Origin of the sequence: Pseudoxanthomonas mexicana, from assembly GCF_014397415.1 — a bacterium.
Classification (GTDB): Bacteria; Pseudomonadota; Gammaproteobacteria; order Xanthomonadales; family Xanthomonadaceae; genus Pseudoxanthomonas_A; species Pseudoxanthomonas_A mexicana.
This window is the reverse complement of record NZ_CP060731.1, coordinates 2386469-2410706: the sequence shown is the minus strand read 5'-3', so window position 1 is coordinate 2410706 and position 24238 is coordinate 2386469. Positions and strand designations below refer to the sequence as shown.

At 68.4% G+C, this 24238-nt stretch carries 23 protein-coding genes; 8 read left to right on the top strand and 15 right to left on the bottom strand.

Annotated features, from left to right (window positions below; genetic code table 11):
* Window positions 1–27 precede the first annotated feature (27 nt).
* Entirely contained in the window at window positions 28–1416 is a 1389-nt protein-coding gene (locus IAE60_RS11320) for an FAD-binding oxidoreductase (RefSeq protein ID WP_187572321.1), read from the bottom strand.
* A 192-nt stretch (window positions 1417–1608) separates the two neighbouring features.
* Between IAE60_RS11320 and serA the strand changes: the two genes are divergently transcribed.
* Window positions 1609–2850, top strand: a complete 1242-nt coding sequence (gene serA, locus IAE60_RS11315; RefSeq protein ID WP_187572320.1) for a phosphoglycerate dehydrogenase — start codon at window positions 1609–1611, stop codon at window positions 2848–2850.
* 127 nt (window positions 2851–2977) lie between these two features.
* Here serA and IAE60_RS11310 read toward each other — a convergent pair whose 3' ends face one another.
* A complete protein-coding gene (locus tag IAE60_RS11310; protein ID WP_425504422.1) occupies window positions 2978–3601 on the bottom strand; it encodes an NUDIX hydrolase in 624 nt (207 codons plus the stop codon).
* Between the two features lie 132 nt (window positions 3602–3733).
* Between IAE60_RS11310 and IAE60_RS11305 the strand changes: the two genes are divergently transcribed.
* Window positions 3734–5224 (top strand): amino acid permease, encoded by a 1491-nt coding sequence (locus IAE60_RS11305; protein ID WP_162109596.1) that lies wholly within the window; start codon window positions 3734–3736, stop codon window positions 5222–5224.
* A gap of 75 nt (window positions 5225–5299) precedes the next feature.
* The gene (locus tag IAE60_RS11300) at window positions 5300–6730 is read left to right on the top strand and encodes an amino acid permease (protein ID WP_187572318.1); all 1431 of its coding nucleotides are present in this window, start codon (window positions 5300–5302) and stop codon (window positions 6728–6730) included.
* A gap of 72 nt (window positions 6731–6802) precedes the next feature.
* Here the strand turns inward: IAE60_RS11300 and IAE60_RS11295 are convergent, their stop codons facing one another.
* Complete coding sequence (locus tag IAE60_RS11295) at window positions 6803–7132, bottom strand: high-potential iron-sulfur protein (RefSeq protein ID WP_162109598.1); 330 nt, start codon at window positions 7130–7132, stop codon at window positions 6803–6805.
* A 113-nt stretch (window positions 7133–7245) separates the two neighbouring features.
* Between IAE60_RS11295 and IAE60_RS11290 the strand changes: the two genes are divergently transcribed.
* The 4 genes from IAE60_RS11290 (at window position 7246) to yddG (ending at window position 10224) form a co-directional block, all read left to right on the top strand.
* Entirely contained in the window at window positions 7246–7887 is a 642-nt protein-coding gene (locus tag IAE60_RS11290; protein ID WP_187572317.1) for a methylthioribulose 1-phosphate dehydratase, read from the top strand.
* A 95-nt stretch (window positions 7888–7982) separates the two neighbouring features.
* A complete protein-coding gene (locus IAE60_RS11285; protein WP_187572316.1) occupies window positions 7983–8543 on the top strand; it encodes a 1,2-dihydroxy-3-keto-5-methylthiopentene dioxygenase in 561 nt (186 codons plus the stop codon).
* A gap of 97 nt (window positions 8544–8640) precedes the next feature.
* The gene (gene mtnC / locus IAE60_RS11280; protein ID WP_187572315.1) at window positions 8641–9342 is read left to right on the top strand and encodes an acireductone synthase; all 702 of its coding nucleotides are present in this window, start codon (window positions 8641–8643) and stop codon (window positions 9340–9342) included.
* A gap of 9 nt (window positions 9343–9351) precedes the next feature.
* Window positions 9352–10224, top strand: coding sequence for an aromatic amino acid exporter YddG (gene yddG, locus IAE60_RS11275; RefSeq protein ID WP_187572314.1), 873 nt, complete (start codon window positions 9352–9354; stop codon window positions 10222–10224).
* A 165-nt stretch (window positions 10225–10389) separates the two neighbouring features.
* Here yddG and IAE60_RS11270 read toward each other — a convergent pair whose 3' ends face one another.
* The 11 genes from IAE60_RS11270 to IAE60_RS11220 form a co-directional block, all read right to left on the bottom strand.
* A complete protein-coding gene (locus IAE60_RS11270) occupies window positions 10390–10968 on the bottom strand; it encodes a YdeI/OmpD-associated family protein (RefSeq protein WP_187572313.1) in 579 nt (192 codons plus the stop codon).
* A 2-nt stretch (window positions 10969–10970) separates the two neighbouring features.
* Window positions 10971–12551: a calcineurin-like phosphoesterase C-terminal domain-containing protein gene (locus IAE60_RS11265; protein ID WP_187572312.1), complete on the bottom strand. Its 1581-nt coding sequence runs from the start codon at window positions 12549–12551 to the stop codon at window positions 10971–10973.
* Window positions 12552–12692: 141 nt separating this feature from the next.
* Window positions 12693–13319, bottom strand: coding sequence for a bifunctional phosphoribosyl-AMP cyclohydrolase/phosphoribosyl-ATP diphosphatase HisIE (hisIE, locus tag IAE60_RS11260; protein WP_187572311.1), 627 nt, complete (start codon window positions 13317–13319; stop codon window positions 12693–12695).
* On the bottom strand, window positions 13309–14085 hold the full coding sequence (gene hisF, locus IAE60_RS11255; protein WP_187572310.1) for an imidazole glycerol phosphate synthase subunit HisF: 777 nt from the start codon (window positions 14083–14085) through the stop codon (window positions 13309–13311). The genes hisIE and hisF overlap by 11 nt, the downstream gene beginning before the upstream one ends.
* Entirely contained in the window at window positions 14079–14816 is a 738-nt protein-coding gene (gene hisA / locus IAE60_RS11250) for a 1-(5-phosphoribosyl)-5-[(5-phosphoribosylamino)methylideneamino]imidazole-4-carboxamide isomerase (protein WP_187572309.1), read from the bottom strand. Before hisA ends, hisF begins: the two co-directional genes overlap by 7 nt.
* Window positions 14813–15415, bottom strand: a complete 603-nt coding sequence (hisH, locus tag IAE60_RS11245; RefSeq protein ID WP_187572308.1) for an imidazole glycerol phosphate synthase subunit HisH — start codon at window positions 15413–15415, stop codon at window positions 14813–14815. The genes hisA and hisH overlap by 4 nt, the downstream gene beginning before the upstream one ends.
* The gene (hisB, locus tag IAE60_RS11240) at window positions 15412–16485 is read right to left on the bottom strand and encodes a bifunctional histidinol-phosphatase/imidazoleglycerol-phosphate dehydratase HisB (RefSeq protein WP_162109609.1); all 1074 of its coding nucleotides are present in this window, start codon (window positions 16483–16485) and stop codon (window positions 15412–15414) included. The genes hisH and hisB overlap by 4 nt, the downstream gene beginning before the upstream one ends.
* Complete coding sequence (gene hisC, locus IAE60_RS11235) at window positions 16482–17561, bottom strand: histidinol-phosphate transaminase (RefSeq protein WP_187572307.1); 1080 nt, start codon at window positions 17559–17561, stop codon at window positions 16482–16484. The genes hisB and hisC overlap by 4 nt, the downstream gene beginning before the upstream one ends.
* A complete protein-coding gene (hisD, locus tag IAE60_RS11230) occupies window positions 17558–18871 on the bottom strand; it encodes a histidinol dehydrogenase (RefSeq protein WP_187572306.1) in 1314 nt (437 codons plus the stop codon). The genes hisC and hisD overlap by 4 nt, the downstream gene beginning before the upstream one ends.
* Window positions 18868–19782 (bottom strand): ATP phosphoribosyltransferase, encoded by a 915-nt coding sequence (gene hisG / locus IAE60_RS11225; RefSeq protein WP_187572305.1) that lies wholly within the window; start codon window positions 19780–19782, stop codon window positions 18868–18870. The genes hisD and hisG overlap by 4 nt, the downstream gene beginning before the upstream one ends.
* Window positions 19783–19790: 8 nt before the next feature.
* Window positions 19791–20117, bottom strand: coding sequence for a YerC/YecD family TrpR-related protein (locus IAE60_RS11220; RefSeq protein WP_187572304.1), 327 nt, complete (start codon window positions 20115–20117; stop codon window positions 19791–19793).
* A 158-nt stretch (window positions 20118–20275) separates the two neighbouring features.
* Here IAE60_RS11220 and IAE60_RS11215 point away from each other — a divergent pair, with 158 nt between their 5' ends.
* Window positions 20276–22180 carry a sensor domain-containing diguanylate cyclase gene (locus IAE60_RS11215; protein ID WP_187572303.1) on the top strand — a complete coding sequence of 635 codons (1905 nt, stop codon included), beginning with the start codon at window positions 20276–20278 and terminating at the stop codon, window positions 22178–22180.
* Between the two features lie 168 nt (window positions 22181–22348).
* Here the strand turns inward: IAE60_RS11215 and IAE60_RS11210 are convergent, their stop codons facing one another.
* A complete protein-coding gene (locus IAE60_RS11210) occupies window positions 22349–24238 on the bottom strand; it encodes an HAL/PAL/TAL family ammonia-lyase (protein WP_187572302.1) in 1890 nt (629 codons plus the stop codon).

The following is a 24238-nucleotide window of genomic DNA, read 5'->3' as shown; positions in this document are numbered from 1 at the left end:
TGCAGGGTTGCGGGTGCCGAACGCGGGTCAGGTGTCGAACAGCTTGCCCGGATTCATCAGGCCATGGGGATCCAGCACCCGCTTGATGCCCCGCATCACCGCGATCTCTTCGGCGCTGCGCGTGCTCTCCAGATAGCCCTTCTTCACCAGGCCGATGCCGTGCTCGGCCGAAATGCTGCCCTCGTGGCGCTTCAGCGAGGCCGCCAGCAGCTTGGTGACCTGCTCGCACTGGGTGACGAAGTCCGCGTTCTCCATGTCATCGGGCTTCAGCACGTTGATGTGCAGATTGCCGTCGCCGATATGGCCGAACCACACCACCTCGAACTGCGGATACGCCTCGCCCAGCAAGGCCTGGGTCTCGGCCAGGAAAGCCGGCATGGCCGAGATTCGCACCGACACGTCGTTCTTGTACGGCACGTAGCGGGCCAGGGCTTCGGTGATGCCCTCGCGCAGGCGCCACAGCTGCGCGGCCTGCGCGTCGGACTGGCTGATCACGCCGTCGCTGACCCAGCCCTGCTCCAGGCAGGCCTCGAAGGCGGCCATCGCGGCGGCTTCCTTCGCCTCGTCGCCGATGGCGAACTCGGTGACCACGTAGTACGGGTGCACCTCGTCGAACGGCTTCTGCGCACCGTGCGCGAGCACATGTTGCAGCGCGCGGTCGGTGAAGAACTCGAACGCCTCCAGCTGCAGGCGCTCGCGGAATGCGGCGAAGACCTGCATCAGCACCTCGAACGACGGCAGCGCCAGCAGCATGACGTTGGTCGGCGGCGGCGGATCGGTCAGCCGCACGGTGGCTTCCACCACCACGCCCAGCGTGCCCTCGGACCCGATGAACAGATGGCGCAGATCGTAGCCGCTGGAGTTCTTAATCAGTGCCTTGTTGAGCTCCAGCACGTCGCCCGCGCCGGTGACCACCTTCAGGCCGGCGATCCATTCGCGCGTGTTGCCGTAGCGGATCACGCGGATGCCGCCCGCGTTGGTCGCGATGGTGCCGCCGATGGCGCACGAGCCCCGCGAGGCGAAATCCACCGGATAGACCAGGCCCTGCTCGCGCGCCGCATTGTGCACGGCCTCCAGCGGCATGCCGGCCTGCACCGTCAACGTGCGGTCGACCGCATTGAAATCGATCGCCTGGTTCATGCGTTCCAGGCTGAGCACCAGTTCGCCGTTGGCCGCCACGGCGCCGCCGGACAGGCCGGTGCGGCCGCCCGACGGCACGAGCGCGACGCGATGCGCGTTGGCCCACTGCACGACGGCCTGAACGTCCTCGACGGTGGCCGGCAACGCGATCGCCAGCGGCGCGGGCGTCCAGCGCCGGGTCCAGTCGCGGCCGTAGTGTTCGAGGTCGGCGGGATCGGTCTTCAGGCGCAGCCCGGGGGCGGCGTCGAGCAGGGTTTGCAGGCGCGGATCGCTCATTGCACGGGTGGGTTTTCGGGGGCGCTCAGGGTGCCAGCGATGCCGTGCGGCGTCCAGCCGATGGCGAGGTCGTTTCAGAGGCAACCAAGCCGGGAAATCGGCAACCGAGCATTCCATTCCGCGCCGCAGCATCGACGGCGCGCATCTGGCATAGTGACGACCCCTTTCCATTCCCCGCACGACCTTCCGGCAATGTCGAACAAGAAGACCTCGTACCCGAAGCAGGACATCCGCGTACTGTTGCTGGAGGGGGTCAGCCGGACGGCGGTGGAGACCTTCCGGGCGGCGGGCTACACGCAGATCGAGTTCCACGAAAAGTCCCTGCCGGAAGACGAACTGAAGCGCCGCATCGCCGAGGCGCACATCGTCGGCATCCGTTCGCGCACGCATCTGACCGACGATGTGCTGGCGCAGGCGCGCCGGCTGATCGCAGTGGGCTGCTTCTGCATCGGCACCAACCAGGTGGACCTGGACGCCGCGGAGCTGGCCGGCATTCCGGTCTTCAACGCACCCTACTCCAACACCCGCAGCGTGGCCGAGCTGGTGATCGCCCAGGCCATCCTGCTGATGCGCGGCATTCCGCAGAAGAACGCCGAATGCCACCGCGGCGGCTGGAGCAAGTCGGCCGCGGGCAGCCACGAGGTGCGCGGCAAGACGCTGGGCATCATCGGCTACGGCCATATCGGCACGCAGGTCGGCGTGCTGGCCGAGGCGCTGGGCATGCACGTGCTGTTCCACGACATCGAGACCAAGCTCTCGCTGGGCAACGCGCGCCCGGCCATCGGCCTGGACGACTTGCTGGCGCAAAGCGACGTGGTGACCCTGCACGTGCCGGAAACGCCGGCCACCCAGGGCATGTTCGGTGCGGCGCAGATCGCCGGCATGAAGCGCGGCGCGCACCTGATCAACGCCTCGCGCGGCACGGTGGTCGACATCGACGCGCTGGCCGATGCGCTGAAGTCGGGCCAGGTGGGCGGCGCGGCGGTGGACGTGTTCCCGGTCGAGCCCAAGGGCAATGCCGAATCGTTCGAGTCGCCGCTGCGCGGGCTGGACAACGTCATCCTCACGCCCCACGTCGGCGGTTCCACCCTGGAAGCGCAGGACAACATCGGCATCGAGGTGGCGGCCAAGCTGGTGCGCTACAGCGACAACGGCAGCACGCTGTCGGCGGTGAACTTCCCCGAGGTCACCCTGCCCGGCCATGACGGCAGCCGCCGCATCCTGCACATCCACCGCAACGTGCCGGGCGTGCTGTCGCAGATCAACGACATCTTCCGCGACCGCGGCATCAACATCGACGGGCAGTTCCTGCGTACCGATCCCAAGGTCGGCTACGTGGTCATCGACGTCACCGCCGACGAGGAACAGACCACCAGCCTGCGCGAGGCGATGGCGGCCATCGACGGTACGCTGCGGGTACGCGTGCTGTACTGAGCAGCAAGCATTGGCGTGGCAAGGCTGGCGCTCCTGAGTTTCGTCGCGCAGGCGACTGTAGGAGCGGGCCATGCCCGCGATGCTTTTCCACATCCGCCGACAGCAGCATCGCGCCCATGGGGCGCTCCTACAGAGCGGCATCCTCGCCCGCGAGGGCCTGCATCGCCAGCCACTTGCGGGCCATGCGGCTGATCGACACGTCGGCATCGCCCGCGAGCGGGGCGATCTCGCGCCAGGCCAGGTCCAGCGACTCCTCGCTGACCACGTAGGCCTCGCTGCCGCCTGCGCGCACCACGTAGCGCACGTCGTAGTGCCAGTGCCCGGGAACGCCCTTGCGCTCGGGGATCCAGTGGCGGTCCAGATCGAAGATGCCGCCCTCCACCGCCAGGTCGGACAGGCCCGACTCCTCCTCGGCTTCCTTCAGTGCGACACGGGCCATGTCGGTGTCGCCATCGGCGTGCCCGCCCAGTTGCAGCCAGCGGTCCAGCTTGCGGTGATGGGTCATGAGGATGCGCCGGCCATCACCGCTGACCAGCCACGCGCCGCCGGTCAGATGGCCTTCCAGCCGCTCGCGGACGAACGGGTTGGCCGGCTCGTCCAGCAGGGCCAGGAACTGGGCGATGACCGCTTCTTCGTCGGGCCAGCGGCGGCCGTAGTCGGCCAGGTGTTCTCGTAGCGAAGCATAAGCGGCTGACACGACGTGCTTTTCCTTTCCGCGATGGCGAAGACGGCGCCGATTATCGCCGGCCATGCTGCACCTGCGCTTGTGATCCCCCGCCCGCTTTGGCAAGGTACGGCCTTCCGTGGGGACCGTCCCCATGACCGTTGTCACCGCCCGGTGGGCCTGTCCATCGGCACTCAGTCATCTCAGGGGACGCTGCGAATGCTCAAAGCTCTGTTCAGGGTCAAGCCGGTCGCGCCGGCAGGCCACGTCGATGCCGGTGAACCCTTCGAAGGCAGCCTGGACGGCGAAGCCACCCTGAAACGGACGCTGACGGCCAAGCACCTGGTCATGCTGGGCGTGGGTGCGGTGATCGGCGCGGGCATCTTCGTGCTGACCGGCCAGGCCGCCGCCAACCATGCCGGCCCCGCGATCATGCTGAGCTTCGTGCTGGCCGGCTTCGCCTGCGCCATGGCGGGCCTGTGCTACGCCGAATTCGCTTCGATGATGCCGGTGTCCGGCAGCGCGTACTCCTATTCCTACGCGACCCTGGGCGAAGCCGTGGCGTGGTTCATCGGCTGGTGCCTGGTACTGGAATACCTGTTCGCCTCGTCCACCGTCGCGGTGGGCTGGTCGGGCTACCTGGTGAGCTTCCTGACTTCCACGCTGGGCGTACCCTTCCCCGAACAGCTGGCCACCGCGCCCATCACCTGGGCCGACGGCGGGTTCGTCGCCACCAATGGCATCATCAACCTGCCCGCGGTGCTGATCGTCGCGGCGGTCAGCGGCTTGTGCTATGTCGGCATCACCCAGTCGGCCTTCGTCAACGCGATCATCGTGGCGATCAAGGTGCTCGTCATCGCGGCGTTCCTGGGCTTCGGCGTGCAGTACGTGGACCCGGCCAACTGGACGCCCTTCATCCCGGAGAACACCGGTCCCGGACAGTTCGGTATGGACGGCGTGTTCCGCGCGGCGACCATCGTGTTCTTCGCCTACATCGGCTTCGACGCGGTCTCCACCGCGGCCGGCGAAGCGAAGAATCCGCAGCGCGACATGCCCAAGGGCATCCTGGGTTCGCTGGCCATCTGCACCGTCATCTACATCGCCGTCTGCGCGGTGCTGACCGGCATGACCCACTACAGCCTGCTCGGCACCGCCAAGCCGGTGGCCACCGCGCTGGAAGAGGTCCTGAAGGCCGATCCGGGCGCCAGCGTCGGCTGGCTGAAGACAGCGGTGGAGATCGGCGCCATCGCCGGCCTGTCGTCGGTGATCCTGGTGATGCTGATGGCACAGCCGCGCATCTTCTATTCGATGTCCCGCGACGGACTGCTGCCGCGCCTGTTCGGCAAGGTGCACCCGAAGTTCCATACGCCCTACGTCGGCACGATCATCGTCGGCGTGCTGGCCTGCCTGCTGGCCGGTTTCATGCCGCTCAGCGTGCTGGGCGAACTGGTCTCGATGGGTACCTTGCTGGCCTTCGCCACCGTCTGTCTCGGCGTACTGGTGCTGCGCTTCACCCGCCCCGACCTCGCCCGTCCGTTCCGCGTGCCCATGTTCTGGCTGATCTGCCCGCTGGGCGTGCTGGCCTGCCTGTTCCTGTTCATGCAGTCGTTCATGGAACACTGGCAGATCTTCGTGGGCTGGACGGTACTGGGGCAGGTGATCTACTTCGCCTACGGCTTCCGGAACAGCAAACTCAGGCAGCGCGCCTGATCGTCTTCAAGGCCGGCGGGCACACCGCCGGCCTTTTTGGTTGTACTCCTCGATAACGTCCCGAGACCACGCACGATGCTCCGACAGCTCCTGGCCACCAAGCACCCCCACGCCGCCCATACCGAAGCCGAAGGGCTCAGCCTGCGCCGCACGCTCGGCCCGTGGGGCCTGACCGCGCTCGGCATCGGCGCGGTGATCGGCGGCGGCATCTTCGTGATCACCGGCCAGGCCGCGGCCAACCACGCCGGCCCCGCCATCATGCTGTCGTTCGTGCTGGCCGCCATCTGCTGCACGTTCTGCGCGCTGGCCTATGCCGAATTCGCGGCGATGGTGCCGGTGTCCGGCAGCGCCTATACCTACACCTACGCGACGCTGGGCGAACTGACCGCCTGGTTCATCGGCTGGATGCTGGTCCTCGAATACGGCGTATCGGCGTCCGCGGTCGCGGTCAGCTGGACCGGCTATCTGCTGAGTTTGCTCGAACACGCGAATATCTATCTGCCCGAAGCCTTCGTCAGCGCGCCGCTGGACGCGCAATTGCGCCCCACCGGCGCGATCGCCAACGTGCCGGCTGCCCTTCTGGTGTTGCTGCTGACCTGGCTGTGCTACGTCGGCATCCGCAAGTCGTCGGCCATGAACATGGCGATGGTGGTGCTGAAGACCGGCCTGATCATCTTGGTCATCATCGCCGGCTGGCAGTACGTCGACCCGGGCAACTGGCAGCCCTTCATTCCGGCCAATGAAGGCCCGGGCAAGTTCGGCTGGGACGGCGTGCTGCGGGGCGCGGCGATGGTGTTCTTCGCCTACATCGGGTTCGAGGCGGTGTCGGTGGCGGCCCAGGAATCGCATCGCCCGCAGAAGGACCTGCCCGTCGGCATGCTGGCCTCGCTGGCCATCTGCACCATCCTCTACATCGCCATGGCCGCGGTGATGACCGGCCTGGTGCCCTATACCGCGCTGGGCACCGCCGAGCCGGTGGTCACCGCGGTGGCCGCCCATCCGGAACTGGGCTGGCTGCGGGTGACGGTGGAGATCGGTGCGCTGATCGGCCTGTCGTCGGTGGTGCTGGTGATGATCATCGGCCAGCCGCGCATCTTCATGATCATGGGGCGCGACGGCCTGCTGCCGCCGGTGTTCACCAAGATCCATCCCGAATACCGCACGCCGCACATCAACACGGTCATCACCGGCGTGGGCATCGCCCTGCTGGCGGCACTGTTCCCGCTCGACATCCTGGGCGAACTGACCTCGATGGGCACCCTGATCGCGTTCGCCTCGGTCTGCGTGGGCGTGCTGGTGCTGCGCCGCACGCAGCCGGACCTGCCGCGTCCGTTCCGCATCCCCGCGGCCTGGCTGGTCTGCTCGCTGGGCGTGCTGAGCTGCATGGCGCTGCTGTCGGCGATGACGGCGCACAACTGGATGCTGATGGGCGTCTGGACGGCGGTCGGCTTCCTGATCTATTTCCTGTACGGCTACCGCCACAGCCGGTTGCGCACGCCGCGCTGAGCCGGTTCCGGGGACCGGACATGGAAAAGGCGCGGGTGACCGCGCCTTTTCGCTTTCCGTGAACCGGATGTATCAGGGCTTCTTGGCCCAGGCGCTGCACCAGCCCTTCGCGGCGACCGAGTTCTTCGGGAACAGCGTGCACGGGCCATAGGCCTGGCCCGCCGGCGCCTTGAAGAAGTTGCAGTTGGCGCAGTGATCGCCCGCCTTGTGCTTGGGGTGCTTCACGGTGGCGGCGTTCTCGCTGTAGGCCAGCGCCTTGGCGGTGGGGTTGTTGGCGTCCAGCTTGGGGAGGGCGGCAGGCGCGGCAGCCTCGGCACGCACCGCGTGCCAGGCCAGCGGGGCCACGGCGGCGGCGGTCAGGGTGGTGGTCAGGAAACGGCGGCGGGAGGCATCGTGGCTCATCTGGCTGGGCACCTGCGGGAAGGAGGCTGCAGTGTCGCGCTTCCGGCCCGCCGACCGCATTGAGCAGGATCAATCAGTCGGGCCGCCGGACGGGTTCCGTTAGAATGCGCGGCATGAACGCCCTGCCCTACGACGCCGACCAGCTGCGCGACCGCGCGCAGTCCATCATCTCCAACGTGCGCGAACTGTCGCAGCTGGGCTGGACCCCGGCCACCAGCAGCAACTTCTCGCAGCGGCTGGACGAACGGCATGCGGCCATCACCGTCTCCGGCCGCGACAAGGGGCGGCTGGTGGAGTCGGACATCATGGTGGTGGACTTCGAGGGCAAGGCCGTCGGCAGCGACCATCGCCCCTCGGCGGAAACCCTGCTGCACACCCAGCTCTATCGGCGTTACCCCGAGATCGGCTGCGTGCTGCACACGCACTCGCTGGTGCAGACGGTGGCCTCGCGCCTGTTCGCCGGCGCCGGCCATGTCCGGCTGGAGGGCTTCGAACTGCTGAAGGCCTTCCACGGCAACCACACCCACGAGATGGCCATCGATGTGCCGGTGTTCGCCAACACCCAGGACATGCCGACCCTGGCAGCGCAGGTCGACGCCCTGCTCGACCGGCAGCCGTTGTGGGGCTACCTGATCGACGGCCACGGTCTGTACGCATGGGGCCGCACCATGGCCGAGGCGCGCCGGCACCTGGAAGCCTTCGAATTCCTGTTCGCGGCCGAACTGGAGCTGCGCAAGCTCGGCTGCCGCGGCTGATAACCGCCGGTTATCCCCGCGTTACCTTTCCGCCACAGGGCGTCCGGGCCGGGTTTGCTACCCTAACGTTCCCCCCGCCGCCTCACGCCATTGCCATGAGCCGCCTGCGCATCTTCAAGGAATCCGACCCGGCCACTCCGGAGTTCTCCAGCTACGACCCCGATTTCATCGCCACCGAGCTGAAGAAGATCGGCGTGACCTTCGAACGCTGGAAGGCGAACAAGCCGATCGAGCCCGGCGCCTCGCCGGAAGAAGTGATGGACGCCTATCGCGCCGACATCGACCGCTTGGTGGCCGAGCGCGGCTTCAAGACCGTCGACGTGGTCAGCATCGCGCCGGACAACCCGCAGCGCGAGGCGATGCGCGCCAAGTTCCTCGATGAGCACTACCACAAGGAAGACGAGGTGCGCTTCTTCGTGGCGGGGTCGGGCCTGTTCACGCTACACGTGGATGGCAGGGTCTACGAGATCGAGTGCGTGCAGGACGACCTGATCGCCGTGCCGGACGGCGCGCTGCACTGGTTCGACATGGGCCCGGAGCCCCGCTTCGTCGCCATCCGCTTCTTCACCGAGCCGGATGGCTGGGTGGGCCACTTCACCGGCACCACCATCGCCCAGCAGTTCCCGCGCTACGACGGTCTGACCGACGGGCATTGATCGATCCTGCCGCCCCGGGGCCTGCCCGGCGGCACGACCCTATCCAGAACAAGAGCAGCGGAGCGCGCTCCGCTCTACCGTGACCGTGAACATCGCCATGCCCGTTTCCGCCATCCTGACCGACATCGAAGGCACCACCAGCAGCATCTCGTTCGTGAAGGACGTGCTGTTCCCGTACGCACGGCGCGCCCTGCCCGGCTTCGTGCGCGACCACCGCGACGACCCGGACGTCCGCCGCTGGCTGGACGTGGTGGCCACCGAGCACGGCAGCATCTGCAGCGACGACGTCATCGTGGAGACGCTGCAGGGCTGGATCGACCAGGACCGAAAGCACACGGCGCTGAAGGCGCTGCAGGGCATGATCTGGCAGGCGGGCTACCGCGATGCCGACTTCACCGCCCACATCTATCCCGACGCGGCGCCCGCGCTGCGCGACTGGCACGCGCGCGGCTATCCGCTGTACGTGTACTCGTCCGGCTCGGTGCCGGCGCAGAAGTTGTTCTTCGGCCATAGCGACGCCGGCGACCTGACGCCGCTGTTTTCCGACTGGTTCGACACCGAAGTCGGCGGCAAGCGCGAAGCCGACAGCTACCGCGTGATCGCCGGCCGCATCGGCTTGCCGGCCAATGTCATCCTGTTCCTGTCCGATGTGGTGGAAGAACTGGATGCCGCGCGCGAAGCCGGCCTGCAGACGCGCCTGATCGACCGCTTGGACGACTACCCTCAGCCCCGCGAGGGCGAGGCCGCGCACGGGCATGCGCGCGTGGCGTCGTTCGCCGACATCGCGCTGCCCGACTGAATCCGAACCATGGCGTCGCAACGCACGGCTACGCTGACGGGGCTGGCCGCCATCCTGCTGTGGGCTTCGCTGGCGGCACTGACGACCGCGACCGGCAACCTGCCCCCGTTCCAGGTGCTTGCGGTCAGTTTCGGCATCGCGGCGCTGCTGGGGCTGGCGCGCGCGGCACTGCGCGGCGCCGAGGGCTGGCGCGAGCTGCGCCAACCCGGCGCGGCGCTGGCGCTGTCCACGCTGGCGTTGTTCGGCTACCACGCGCTCTACTTCATCGCGCTCAAGCGCGCGCCGGCGGTGGAGGCGAACCTGCTCAATTACCTGTGGCCGCTGCTGATCGTGGTTTTCGCCGGCCTGGTCGGCGGGGTGACGGTGCGTGCCGGGCAGTGGGCAGGCACGCTGCTCGGCTTGGTGGCCGCGGCGCTGCTGGTGACCCGCGGGCATGGCCTGCAGGTCGACGGTGCGCACGTGCCGGGCTACCTCGCCGCACTGGGTGCGGCGGTGATCTGGGCCGCGTATTCCGTGTTCAACCGCCGCTTCGCCGAGGTCCCCACCGCCGCCATCACCGTGGCCTGCGCGGGCGTCTCGGTCCTGGGCGCTGCGGTCCATCTGCTGTTCGAACGCACGGTCGCGCCCGATGCCACCCAATGGCTGGTTCTCGCCGTGATGGGTGCCGGCCCCGTAGGCGCCGCGTTCTGGCTCTGGGACCACGGCACCAAGCGCGGCGACATTGCCCTGCTGGGCAGCCTCTCCTATCTCGCGCCCTTGCTGTCGACGTTGCTGTTGGTCATTTCGGGTCGCGCGGAGCCGCATGGGATCCAGGCCGTCGCGATCGCGATGCTGTTGGCCGGGGCGTGGCTCAGTGTGCGATCCAGCCGCGCCGCCCGCTGAGATTTATTCGAGAGCGATTCGCGTTTCTACACGCATCGTGCGGATTGCCTAGACTGCGCGCCACGTCGCCCGCCCGCCTTCGCCAGCCAGCCACGTCAACCTCGCCCGCCCGCCTTCGCTCGCCCGCCAGGTTCCAGGACGCCTCCTTCGGGAGGCGCTTCCGTTTCAGGCCCCGTGGATCTTCTCGCCCCGCGCGAGCATGGCCAACAGCTTTTCTACGCGTGCCTGCCGGGTCTCCGGCTTAACCGCTGTCTGCACGCGCCAGCACACCGCGTACCGGTTGGTCTTGTCGAGCGTGTCGAAGAAAGCATTGGCCTTTCGGTTCTTCGCCAGGGCCTTGGCGAGTTCCAGCGGCACCTCCATCGACTTCGCACCGTCGTAAGCCGCGTCCCAGCGACCATCGGCCCTGGCGGCCTCGACTTCGCGCAGGCCTGCGGGCCGCATGCGACCCGCCGCTACCAGGCTTTCGATCCGGGCGACGTTGATCTTCGACCATGTGCTGCGTGCACGCCGGGGCGTGAAGCGCTGCAGGAAGCACTGCGCGTCGTACCCCTTCTTCTGTCCGTCGATCCAGCCATGGCACAGCGCCACGTCCAGTGCCTCGCTGTAGCTCACCGACGCGACGCCCGAGCCCTTCTTGGCGATCTTCAGCCACACGCCCGTGGATTCCGGATGCTGCTCCAGCCAGCGCTCCCACGCCGCAGCATCCATGAAGTGCTCGATGGGAAGTTCCGCCCCAGCCATGATCAGGGCTCCGCAACCTGCAGGCGGTACGAGGTGCGGGCCGATCGCTCGCCCTGCCACCGGTCGAAGGCGCGCACCTCGACCGCATGCTCGCCCTCGGCCAGGTCGGTGGGCAGCGCGCCACGCCACAGGTGCTGGGACGCCTCCGCTTCGGGCGAGCGGTCGTAGCCACGCAGCGCATCGGCCGTGTCGTCGCGCATGTTCTCCACCAGCAGCCTGGGGTCGGGCTGCTCCACGCGCTTCATCGGTTTCCATTCGCCACCGTCGATGCGGTACTCCACGCGCGTCTCCGCATCGCCCATGTAGACATTGGCGAACACGCCCCACGCCGGATACGCCCCCTTCCGCAGCACGCGCGGCGCGTGCAGGCCGATGCCGCTGTCGTCCGCACCGCGCGCCGGATGCCACGACAGCGCGTAGGCGCCGCCGGTGTCCACGCGCAGTCGCGCATAGCCATTCGGCGTACCGTCGGCCATCATCGTGTCGGGAATGCCCTCGGCATCCTTGATGCCCGACCAGTAGGCGCCGCAGGCCGCGCCGACGTTGTACTCATGCAGCGGCCGCATCCCGTGCCAGCCGGTGGATGCGTCGTGGTACCAGTGGCGCTGGGTGTGGGTGTGCCCGCTGAGCAGCAGCACATGCGGGAAGTCCTCCAGCATGGCGAACAGGCGCTCGCGGTCCTGCGGGCGGAAGCCGCGCGCGCCGGGTTCGTAGAACGGGATGTGCACGCCGATCACCAGCAGGCGATCCTTGCGCACCGTGGGCAGGTACGCCTGCAGGAAGGCGAACTGGTCCTCGCGCAGCCCGCCGAAGTACGCAGGCGTGCCGCCCGGCTGGTAGATCACGTCGTCCAGGCCGATGAAGGTCGCCGCCTCTTCTTCCCACGCAAACGTGTCCGGTCCCAGATGATGGCGGAACGTGCGCAGCGAATCCTCATCGCCGGCGGCATCGAAATCGAGATCGTGGTTGCCCGGGATGAACAGCCAGGGCACCTGCAGGCTCATCGTCGTGCGCAGGATCTGCGGATACAGCGACAGGTCGTCGTTGGTGACGTCGCCCAGGGTCAGGCCCAGCGCGGCGCCGTGCCTGCCGACCAGCGGCTGCACGATGTCGCGCCAGTAGTAGTCCACGTCCTTCACCGAAGACGTTTGGCTGTCGGCGAACAGCAGTACGTCGAGTGCGCTGTCCTTCGCCGCCGCCCGTGGATGCAGCCCGAAGTGCGTGCAGTCGGGCTGGCGCTCCGGGATGCCGCCGTACTTCAGCGCGGGCCCGGCGTGGTACTGCAGGTTGCGCCAGCGCGCCGGCAGGCCGTCGGGGCGCACCGCCAGATCGTAGCCCGCCGGCTTGATGATGAAGAGCGTGCGGCCGTCGACGTAATCGAGGCTGTACTCGCCCTGCCCGTCCGTCACCGCGATCTCGATGCCGTTGGACACCTTGACGCCCGGGAGGCCCGGCTCCCCCGCGTCGCGGGTCCCGTTGCCGTTGCGGTCCTCGTACACCTGACCCCAGTTGCACGGCGGCGGCAGCGCATGGGCGGGGACCGTCAGCAACGCCAGGACGAGGGCAGTCAAAGAAGCGCGCATGGCGACTCCAGCCGGAAGGACCGGAGGATTATGGCGCAGGGCCGATGCGCTTGTAGGAGCGCCCTCGGGCGCGATGCTTTTTTTTCAGCAGCAGCGAAGAGCATCGCGCCCGAGGCCGCCCCTACAGTCGGTGGGGATGCGTCATCGGGGGGCGTGCCGCTCCCGCAGCACATCGACGGCATCGGCCAGCGACAGGCCGCGTGCGCGCAACAGCACGGTCAGGTGGTAAAGCAGGTCCGCACTCTCGCCGAGCAGCGCGGTTTCGTCCTGGGCGACGGCGGCCAGGGCGGTTTCCACGCCCTCTTCGCCCACCTTCTGGGCGACGCGGCGCACACCGGCCTCGAACAGCCGCGTGGTGTAGCTGTCCGCCGGTCGTTCGCGCTCTCGCTGCGCAACGAGGGCATCCAGTTCCGACAGGAATGCCGACGGTGCCGACGGGAAGCAACTGGCGCGCTGCAGGTGGCAGGTGGGACCATGCGGATGCGCGAGGACGAGCAGCGTGTCGTCGTCGCAATCGGCCTCGACCGACACCAGTTCCAGCACGTGGCCGGAGCTCTCTCCCTTGGTCCACAGCCGCTGCTTGCTGCGACTGAAGAAGGTCACGCGCCCGCCGGAGAGTGTGGCCTGCAGCGCTTCGCGGTTCATGTAGCCCAGCATCAGTACCCGCAGCGTCGCGGCGTCCTGCACGATGACGGGCAGCAGGCCGTCCCCCTTGTCCCAGTCGAGACGGGTGGCGTCGAACGCCGGTCGCCGGTTGTCAGTCGCCACGTCTCACCTCGATGCCTTGCTGCGCCAATGCCTGCTTCAGTGCCGGAATACGGATGTGCCCGCTGTGGAAGACACTGGCTGCCAGCGCGCCATCCACATCCGCCTGCTGGAACACGTCGATGAAATGCGCCGCTTCGCCCGCGCCGCCCGAGGCGACCAGCGGCACTTCGCAGATGGCGCGTACCGCGCGCAGCTGCATCAGGTCGTAACCCCGCCGCACGCCGTCCTGGTCCATGCAGTTCAGCACGATTTCGCCGGCGCCCAGGCGCTGCGCCTGCACGACCCAGTCCAGCGTCCTCAGTCCGGCACCCTGCATCTTCGAGGGGTCGCCGGTATAGCGGCGCACGCGCCATTCGCCGTCGGCTTCCAGGATGGAATCCACGCCGACCACGACGCACTGTACGCCGAAGGCCTGCGCCAGCTCGCCGATCAGCTCCGGACGCTCCAGCGCGGGCGTGTTGACCGACACCTTGTCGGCCCCGCTGTACAGCACGCGACGGGCGGTCTCCACGTCGCGGATGCCGCCCGCCACGCAGAACGGAATATCCAGCAGTCGCGAAACACGCTCGATCCAGGCGTAGTCCACCGAACGGCCTTCCGGACTGGCGCTGATGTCGTAGAACACCAGTTCGTCGGCCCCCTCGTCGCGGTAGCGCAGCGCAAGGTCGGCGATATCGCCCATGTCGACGTGGTCGCGGAATTTCACGCCCTTGACCACGCGGCCTTCGCGCACGTCCAGGCAGGGAATGATGCGCCGGCTCAGCATGCCAGCGCTTCCGGCAGGGCGAAGCGGCCTTCCAGCAAGGCGCGCCCGAGCACGATGCCGGCGCAATCCGCTTCGCGCGCTCCGACGATATCCGCCACCGCGCTCACGCCGCCCGAGGCCTGCACCGCCAACGCCGGCACGGTGGCGCGCAGGTAGGTGTACAGATCGAGGTTGGGCCCACTCAGCATGCCGTCGCGGGCGATGTCGGTGCACAGCAGATGGCGCAGGCCGGCATCGGCGTAGCGCGTGGCGAGCGCGTCCAGGGTCTCGGACGCGGTCTCGGTCCAGCCATGCACCGGCAGGCGCCACGCACCACCGGCATCGAGCCGCGTGTCCAGCGCCACGGTGATGCGCTCGCTGCCGAATTCGGCCAGCCACGACAGCACCGTATCCGGCTCACGGACCGCCAGTGAGCCGACCACCACCCGCTGTGCGCCGGCGTCCAGGATGCGTGCCACGTCGTCGCGCTGGCGTACACCACCGCCCGTCTGCACCTTAAGCGCGGTCGTACGCGTGATCTCCCCCAGCAACGGCGCGAGCGTATAGCCGCCGGCGCGCGCCGCATCCAGATCGACCAGGTGCAGCCATTCGGCACCCTGTGCCGCATAGCGCTGCGCGACCTGCAGCGGCGCGCCCTCGTACCGCGTCTCGCGGGCGTAGTCGCCCTGTGCCAGACGGACCACGCGGCCATCGCGCACGTCGATGGCGGGATATACCGTGAAACCTGTCATTGCAGTCCGTACTCGATGAAGTTCTTCAGCAGTCGCGCGCCGACGGCGCCCGAGCGCTCGGGATGGAATTGCGCCCCCGCAACGTTGCCCCGCTGCACGACGGCGGCGAAGCGCTGTCCGTGCTCGCTGCTGCACAGGCAGTCGTCGTCGACGGCGGCGGCATAGCTGTGGACGAAGTAGGCGTGGTCGCCGTCGGCGATGCCCTCCACCAGCGAACCGCCGCGTCGCCACTGCAGGGTGTTCCAGCCCATGTGCGGCACGCGGATGCCGGGTGCGGCGTGCAGCTTGCGCACGCGTCCCGGCAGCAGGCCCAGGCAGGGGGTGTCGTCCTCCTCGGAATGCGCGAACAACAGCTGCACACCGACGCAGACGCCCAGCAGCGGCCTGTCCAGCGTGCGCAGCACGTCGACCAGGTTCAGTTCCCGCAGCCGCGCCATGCACACGGCGGCGGCGCCCACGCCGGGCAGGATCACCCGGTCCGCAGCGCGGATCGTCGCCGCGTCGCCGGTCAGTTCCGCGTCCATGCCCAGGCGCTGCAGCGCGTAGCGCACCGAGCCGATGTTGGAGCCGCCGGCATCGACCAGCACGACCTTCGTCACAGGGCCCCCTTGGTCGACGGCAGTTCGGCACCCTCGCGCTTCACCGCCTGGCGCAGCGCGCGCGCCAGCGCCTTGAAGCTGGCCTCGACCTTGTGGTGGTCGTTGTCGCCTTCCACCTTCAGGTTGAGGTTCAGGCCTGCCGCATCGCACAGCGAACGGAAGAAATGCGGCACCAGTTCGGTCGGCAGGTCGCCGACGCGCTCGCGCCGGAACTCGCCGGTGAAGACGAAGTATGGCCGCCCACTGAAATCCAGCGCGGCGCTGGCCAGCGTCTCGTCCATCGGCAGGGTGAAGCCATAGCGGCCGATGCCACGCTTGTCGCCCAGCGCCTCTTTCAGCGCCTGCCCCAGCGCGAGGCCGGTGTCCTCGACGGTGTGGTGCTCGTCGATGTGCAGGTCGCCATCGGCGCGCACGTCGAGTGCGAACCCGCCGTGTTTGCCGATCTGTTCCAGCATGTGGTCGAAGAAGGGCAATCCCGTCTTCGCGACCGGCTCGGCGATGCGGTCGAGGTCCACCTCGACGCGGATCTTCGTCTCCTTGGTGTTCCGCTGCACCACCGCACGTCGCGGCGCATCCGCGAGTTCATGCGCAATGCCGGCCCAGTCCCACTCGCCGCCGAACTGCGCGGTCTTCAGCTGGAATGCCCGGATGTTCAGGTTCTCGGCGAACTGGTTGTCGGTCTGCCGGTCGCCCACCATCGCCGAACGCGACCAGTCGACGCTGCGGTCCTGCAGGTAGGGGATCACCAGACCGATGCCCGGCTTGCGCGTGGGACGATTCTCGTGCGGCCAGCTTTCGTCGATCAGCACGTCGCGGAAGCGGATGCCCTGGCTTTCGAAGACCTGCATCATCAGCGCGTGCGGCCCTTCGAACGAGGGGCGCGGGTACTGCTCCGAACCCAGGCCGTCCTGGTTGCTGACCATCACGAACTGGTAGCCCGCGTCGCGCAGCTTGAGCAGCGCCGGAACGACCCCGGGGACGAAGCGCAGCTTCTCGTAGGCGTCGATCTGGAAATCCTCGGGCTCCTCGATCAGGGTGCCGTCGCGGTCGATGAAGAGGATCGGTGTCATGGGGTGGGATTCGTGTTCAGGGCCGACAGCACGCGATCGTTCTGTTCCGGCGAGCCGATGGTGATGCGCAATGCGTCGTCCAGCTGGGGCGCGGCGCGCTGGTCGCGCACCACCACGCCGGCGGCGAGCAGTGCATGGAAAGCGCCATCAGGATCATCGAAGCGCACCAGCAGATAGTTTCCCTGCGAAGGATAGACGCGGCGTACGCCGGGTATCCGCGCGAGCGCGTACAGCAGCCGTTCGCGCTCACGACGCACGACCGCCACGCGTTCCCGCGTCTGCTCCAGCGCCGTATCGGACAGGCCTTCCAGCGCGAGGTCGGCACACGGCGTGGGCACCGGATACGGTGCCTGGCAGCGCTGCAGCACGGCGACCAGTTCCGCGCCACCGACGACCACGCCGATGCGCGCGGCGGCCAGGGCATGCGCTTTCGACAACGTACGCAACACGGCGACGTTGGCGTGCGCACCCAGCAGCTTGGTCGCGGACGCACCGTCGGCGAATTCGCCGTAGGCCTCGTCCACCACCACCAGCGCGTGACCTTCCAGCGCGTGTGCCAGGGCCTTGATGCCGTCCAGCGGGATGGCCGAACCCGCCGGATTGGAGGGCGAGCACAGAAACACCAGCTTGGCCCCCTGACCGAGCGCCGCCTCGCGGATGGCGTCGAGATCGGCGACGAAACCGGCGTCGCCATCGACCAGCGGCACCTCGATGATGCGTGCGCCCTGCAGCCGTGCGCAGACCACGTACATGCCGAACACCGGCGGCGTCACCACGATGGCGTCCTGTCCGGGCACGCACAGCGCGCGCACCAGCAGGTCGATGGCTTCGTCGCTGCCGCGCCCGACCAGCAGTTGCTCCGGGGCCACGCCATACAGCTGTGCCAGGCGCGCGCGAAGCGCCGGTGGCTGCGGATCCGGATAGCGGCGGCTGCGACCCTGCCCGTCGGCCGGATTGGCCCACGCCGATTCGTTGGCGTTCAGCCACACCTCGCCACGCAGGGCTTCGCTGCGGGCCGACTTGTAGCCCGCGAAGTCGCGCAGGTCCGGACGCACCAGGGGCAGGACGCTGCTCATGCGGCCTCCTTGCGCAACCGCAGCGCGACGGCATGGGCGTGCGCACCCAGCCCTTCCGCCCGCGCGAGCGTCAAGGCGCAGTCGCCGATGGCGGCGATGCCCGCGCGGCTGGCCGACTGCACGCTGACGAAATTCTGGAAGCTCGACACACTGACGCCACTGTACGCACGCGCCGCGCCGGCGGTGGGCAGCACGTGGTTGGTACCGCTGCAGTAGTCGCCCAACGCTTCCGGCGTGAAGTCGCCGAGGAACACCGAGCCGGCGGCTTCCACCTTGTCCAGCCACGCGCGCGGTTCGCGCAGCGCCAGGATGAGGTGTTCCGGCGCGTAGCGGTTGCTGATGGCGAAGGCATCGTCGAGCGTGGCGACCTTGACCAAGCGCGAGGCCGACAATGCCTGCTGCGCGATATCCGCCCGGTCCAGCCGGGCAAGCTGCGTGGCGAGTTCGTCCTGCACCCGGGCGATGAGGGCGTCGTCATCGGACAGCAGCAGCACCTGCGAGTCCGGGCCATGCTCGGCCTGCGAGAGCAGGTCCGCCGCGACGAAGGCCGCGTCGGCGCCCGCATCGGCGATCACCAGCACTTCCGAGGGACCTGCCGGCATGTCGATGGCGGCGGCGCCGGCCTGCGCAACCTGCTGCTTGGCTTCGGTCACGTAACTGTTGCCGGGACCGAACAGCTTGTCGCACTTCGGCACGCTGTCCGTGCCGAAGGCCAGCGCGGCGATCGCCTGCGCGCCGCCCAGCTTGAACACGCGGCGCACGCCGGTCAGCTGCGCGGCCACCAGCACGGCGGGATCGGCGCTGCCGTCGCGGCGTGGCGGCGTACACAGCACGACTTCGCGGCATCCGGCCAGGCGCGCCGGCACGCCCAGCATCAACGCGGTCGACGGCAACGGCGCACTGCCCGCGGGCACGTACAGGCCGACGCGCGGGATCGGCCGGATCATGCGTTCGCAGACCACGCCGGGGGCGGTTTCCACGGCATATGGCTGCGCCATGCCGGCACGGTGGAAGGCCTCGATCCGTTCCGCCGCCTCCTGCATCGCCTGGCGCAGAGCAGCCGGTACCGCCGTGTGGGCAGCGGCGAATTCTTCTTCGCCCACCTCGAACGCGGCCAATTCCACGCCGTCGAAGCGTGCGGTGACCTCGCGCAGCGCCACGTCGCCGCGCGCCTGCACGTCGACCAGCAGGCCGGCCACGGCATCGCGCGTACGTTGCGCGACCGCCTGCACGGGCCGTGCGAGCACGGCGTCGCGCCCGGCCGCATCCAGCGCATTCCAGTCGTACACCGGAGCGGGCGAAGCGCTCATGCCAGCGACCTCTCGACCGAAAGCACCATCAATCCCTGCGCGCCGGCGCGCTGCAGTTCCTCCAACCGCTGCCAGGTGACCACGCCATGGCACATGGCCTGCAGCGACAGGGGGCCGTCCTCGCCGCCCGGAAGCGTGACCAGGCCCTCGCTGTCGGTCAGCAGGCGCGACAGCGCCGGCACGGTCTCGCGTTCGGCACGGAACATCAGCAGCTTGCTGTCCTTGAGTTTCAGCACGCCGTCGAGGCGGCGCAGCAGCATGTCGGCCAGACCGGCACGGGCGTCGTCGAACTCGCGCGCCGGACCGGCCAGCACCGCCTCACTCTCGAGCAGCGTTTCCACCGGCTTCAACTGGTTGGCGGCCAGCGTGGCACCGCTGGAAACCAGATCGCAGATCAGGTCCGCCGTGCCCAGCTTGGGGGCGATCTCGACCGAACCGGACAGCTCGACGACGGCAGCATCGATCCCGCGCGCCTGCAGCCACTGCCGCAGCACGGAGGGATAGCTGGTGGCGATGCGCAGGCCCTGCAGCTGCTGCGGACCTTCCCATTCCCAGCTTTCGGGAATGGCCAGCATCAGCCGGCAGTTGCCGAAGCCGAGCGGGCGCAGTTCGCGGTAGGCCTGTGGCAGCCCGATCAGGGCACGCTCGCCGGCCTGCTCATCCAGTTCGTTGCGGCCGACGATGCCGAAATCGCACACGCCGTCGGCGATCAGGCCGGGAATGTCATCGTCGCGCACCAGCAGCAGGTCGACCGGCAGGGATTCGCCGTAGCAGAACAGCTTGTCGCGGCTTTCGCGCCAGCTCAGGCCGCAGGCGGCCAGCAGGGTGCGGGCCGGCTCGGCCAGCCGTCCGCTCTTCTGGATGGCGATGCGCAGACGCTCGCGCGTCGCGGGGGTCAGGGAGGGGCTCATGGAAGGACTCAGTGGGAGGCGGAAGCCGTCGCCGCCTGCTGACGGTGGACGGCGGCGGCGTAACCACCGGCGCCCCGCTCCAGGGTGCGGGCGACGCGGCCGATCGTGGTCACGCTGACCTGGGTGAGATCGTGGATTTCCCGGTAGGGCACACCCTTCAACAGGAGCGGCACCACACGCCAGCGGTCGGCCATGGCCTCCAGCTCGGCGGGCGTACACAGGTCTTCCAGGAAGGCACGCACCTCACCCGCTTCCGACAGCGCCGCCAGGGCCTCGGCGAGGGCCTGCAGCGGCGTGTTGTCGGCGACTTCTTCCTGGGGAGAGCGGCGCTTCATGTCGGGGATGCATGCACTAATGTATTAACGTGTTAATACATTAAATGAACAACAGAGGAACCGTCAACCCGGACGCTGGCTGGAATGGGGGTCGCTTTCCGTTACTTCCGGCATGGGCACGCCAGGGGACCGACGATGGGCTGGAGCGGGCAAGGACGATGAGTACACTGCCAAGGACGCCGGAAGGCGCCGCGGGTAACCGCCGCGGCGCCCTGACCGGCCACCCGGGGGGGACGGGCATGGGGCAACGGGACGACATCACATGGCATCGGCGGCTGGTGCAGTGGGTCCTGCTGCTGGCGTTATGGCCACTGGGTGCCGCGGCCGCGACGCAGGCGCACATCGCGCACGACGCCAGCTACCTGCCGCTGGCACCGCATTCCACCTACCTGCATGACGCCGGCGGCGCGGCCACGGTCGAGGACGCCACGCGCCTGCTGGCCGAAGGCCGTTTCGCCCCCCTGCCCGATGGCGATGCCTCGTTCGGCTTCCAGACCGGCGCGTTCTGGTTCCGGGTGAACGTCGTCAACGGCAATCCGCGCGAGCAGCGCTGGCTGCTGGTACAGCAGTACGCGCTGAGCGACCGCATCGACGTGTACGCGCGCTATCCCGACGGCCACATGGTCCACCACGCCGGCGGCGACACGTTCCCGTTCGAGCAGCGCAGCATCCGCTACCGGCATCCGAACTTCTGGCTGGACCTGCCCAGCGGCCAGCCCGTCGAACTGCTGGTCAGGGTGCAGAGCCAGAGTTCGATGCAGGTGCCGCTGTTCCTGTATACGCCCGCCGCCTTCGCCGAGCTCTCCCGTGACGGGCAGCTGGGCATCGGCATCTACTACGGCATCCTGCTGGCGCTGTTCTTCTACAACCTGGTGCTGTGGCTGGTGCTGCGCGACGGCAGCTACTTCTGGTACCTGTTCCACATCACCGCGTTCGGGCTGGTGCTGTTCACCCTGAACGGGCTGGGCTTCGAATACCTGTGGCCGCATTCCACCTGGCTGGCGGACAAGTCGGTACCGCTGTCGGTCTGCCTGGCCCAGATCGGCATGCAGCAGTTCTCGCGCACCTTCCTCGACCTCAACACCCGATGGCGTTGGGGCGACCGCATCAGCAAGGCGATCATTTCGTTCTTCGTGCTGCTGGGCATCGCCGCCACCCAGCTGCCCTACCACGTGGCCACGCCGATCGCGTCGGCGGCCGTATTCCCCAGCATCGTCTGGATCGCGGTTGTCGCCCTAGTGGTGGTGCGCAGCGGTTATCGCCCGGCGAAGGTGTTCCTGCTGGCGTGGGCGATGTTCCTGCTGGGCACGGGCATCTTCGTGGCGCTGGCCTTCGGCCTGCTGCCCAAGACCTTCCTGACCGAATACGGCGTGCAGATCGGCTCGGCGCTGGAGATGCTGCTGCTGTCGGTGGCGCTGGGCTACCGCTATGCCGCGCTGCGCAACGAGAACGAGCGCATCGTGCGCGATGCGAAGAACCTGCTGGAGGAACAGATCGTCGTCCGTACCGGCGAACTGCGGCAGGCGATGTCGGAACTGCAGACGGCGCACCACCGCCTGCGCGAGTCCAGCCGCCTCGACGGCCTGACCGATCTGTACAACCGCACCCACTTCCGCGAAGCGTTCGAGCACCTGCTGTCGCAGTCGCGCAACTCGCGGCGCCCCATCTCGCTGCTGATGATCGACCTGGACCACTTCAAGCGCATCAACGACACCTACGGCCACCTGGTCGGCGACGACTGCCTGCGCTGCACGTCGAACACGCTGGCCGAGACGCTGCGGCCGCACGGTGCACTGCTGGCACGCTTCGGCGGCGAGGAATTCATCGCCGCCCTGCCCGGCATGGGCCTGGGCGAGGCCAGCGTGGTGGCCGAGGAGCTGCGCCAGGCGCTGCGGGCCGCGCCATGCCGAAGTGGCGAATTGGAGATCGCCGTTTCGGCCAGCATCGGCGTGCACTGCGTCGACCTGGAGGCCCGCGACAGCCTGGAGTCCGCGCTGCAGGTGGCCGACCAGGCGTTGTATGCGGCCAAGGCCGAAGGACGGGATTGCGTGCGGACGTTGTGAGGCGACAGGGGCTACTGTAGGAGCGACGTCAGTCGCGACCGTGAATCGTAGGCGCACGGAACTCGTGTCAACCTATCGCCTCAACCACCGCTCCGTCACTGGTTGCCTTGGCATCAGGGCAGATGTGTTCGTGCGGTCGCGACTGACGTCGCTCCTACAGCTTCTTACTCAGCGATTGCGCACCGCCGCCAGTATCTCGCCGGACTCCACCAGGCGCACGGCGGTGGCGACTTCGCCATCCAGCGCGCGGTCGCGGTCGAGGAACGGGATCTTCGCGCGGATCGCCGCATGCGCGGCGGCCACGGCATGACCCGGATGGAAGGCCTCGCTGGCCGCCAGCGCGGCGCGCAGGGCATCGACCTCGGCCAGGAACACGTCGCGCCCCTCGGCGCCCGGCGATGGGCCACCCGATACCTTGGTGGCCAGTCCTTCCGCATCGGTTCGGACCGACAGCGCGCGCGCGGCATTGATCATGTCGCGCCGCAGGTCCAGCGCCTGCGCGGCGGTGTACAGCTCCAGCGCCAGCACCTTGCCCAGGTCCTGCACCATCGCCAGCACGTGGCGCGCCTCGTTGGCGCCCATCGACACGTGGTCCTCCGCGTTCGCACTGGTCGGCACCGAGAACACGCTGGCCGGATGCGCGCGGCTGGCCAGGTCGTTGACGATGGCTGCGGCGGTGTACTGCACGATCATGTGGCCCGACTCGGTGCCGTCCTCGTTGCCGATCAGGAACGCCGGCAGACCGTCGTTGGTGGCCGGATCGACCAGCTTGTTGAGGCGCCTCTCGGAAATCGAGGCCAGCGTGGGGATGGCCGCCTTCACATAGCTCATCGCCAGCGCCAGCGGCATGCCGTGGAAGTGTCCGGCGGAGATCACCTGCTCCTCGACATGCTCCGCTTCGCGGTCGGGGAACACCAGCGGATTGTCGGTGACCGCGTTGAGTTCGATCTCCAGCACGCGCTTGGCCTGCTCCACCGCATCGCGCACGGCGCCATGCACCTGCGGGATGCAGCGCAGCGAGTAGCTGTCCTGCGGCTGGTGCTTCTTGCCGCCACGAAACGGCATGAAGCGCTGGTAGAACTTCTCGCGGCCGTGGCGTTGCCCGGTGGGCACCCAGTCCCAGCCGATGTCGAAGCGCAGCGCCTGCGCTTCGGGCGTATCCCAGCTGTCCGGCAGCCAGGTGCGGAAGCGCGGCACCAGATGATAGGGAATGTCGGCCAGCGTGGAGCCGTCGAGCAGGTCGCGCAACCGTGCCGCCACATGCACCTGGCCCGGGTGCGGGCGCAGGGCATGCACCTCCTCGGCGAAGGCGCCCAGGCGACCGGCGAAGGCATCGATGGTCATCGCGGCGGCCAGGTCCGCCGTATCCAGCAACTGGTCCAGCCGGTAGGTCGCCAGCACGCCCATCGCCAGCATCTGCGCCGTGCCGTTGTTCAGCGCCAGCCCTTCCTTGTACGACAACGAGACCGGCGACAGCCCGGCACGCTTGAGGGCTTCCGCACCCGGCATGCGCTCGCCGTCGTAGAACGCCTCGCCGCCGCCCAGCAGCACGATGGCCAGGTGCGACAACGGGGCCAGGTCGCCCGATGCGCCCACCGAGCCCAGCGACGGCACCACTGGCACGATGCCGGCATTGAGCATCGTGGCAAGCGCCTGCAACGTCTCGACGCGGATGCCGGAGTGTCCTTTCAGCAACGTGTTGATGCGGATGCCCAACATGGCGCGGACGATCTCCGGCGCCATCGGCTCGCCCACGCAGACGGCATGGGTGACGATCAGGTTGTACTGCAGTTCCTCGTGCAGCGAGCGGCCGGACTTCGTCGCGCCCGGCAGTTCGTCGCGCAGCGGATGCGCGCCCAGCAGCTTGTCGGCATTGCTGCCGAAGCCGGTGGACACGCCGTAGATCGGTTCCTCGCGGCGGACCTGTTCGGCCAGGAAGTCGGCCGCGCGTGCGACCGCCTTCAGCGCGCCCTTGTCCAGTTCGACGCTGGCGCCGAACGCGATCTCGACCAGCTTGTCGCGGGTGAGCGAGGCACCATCCAGCAGGATCGGCTTCAT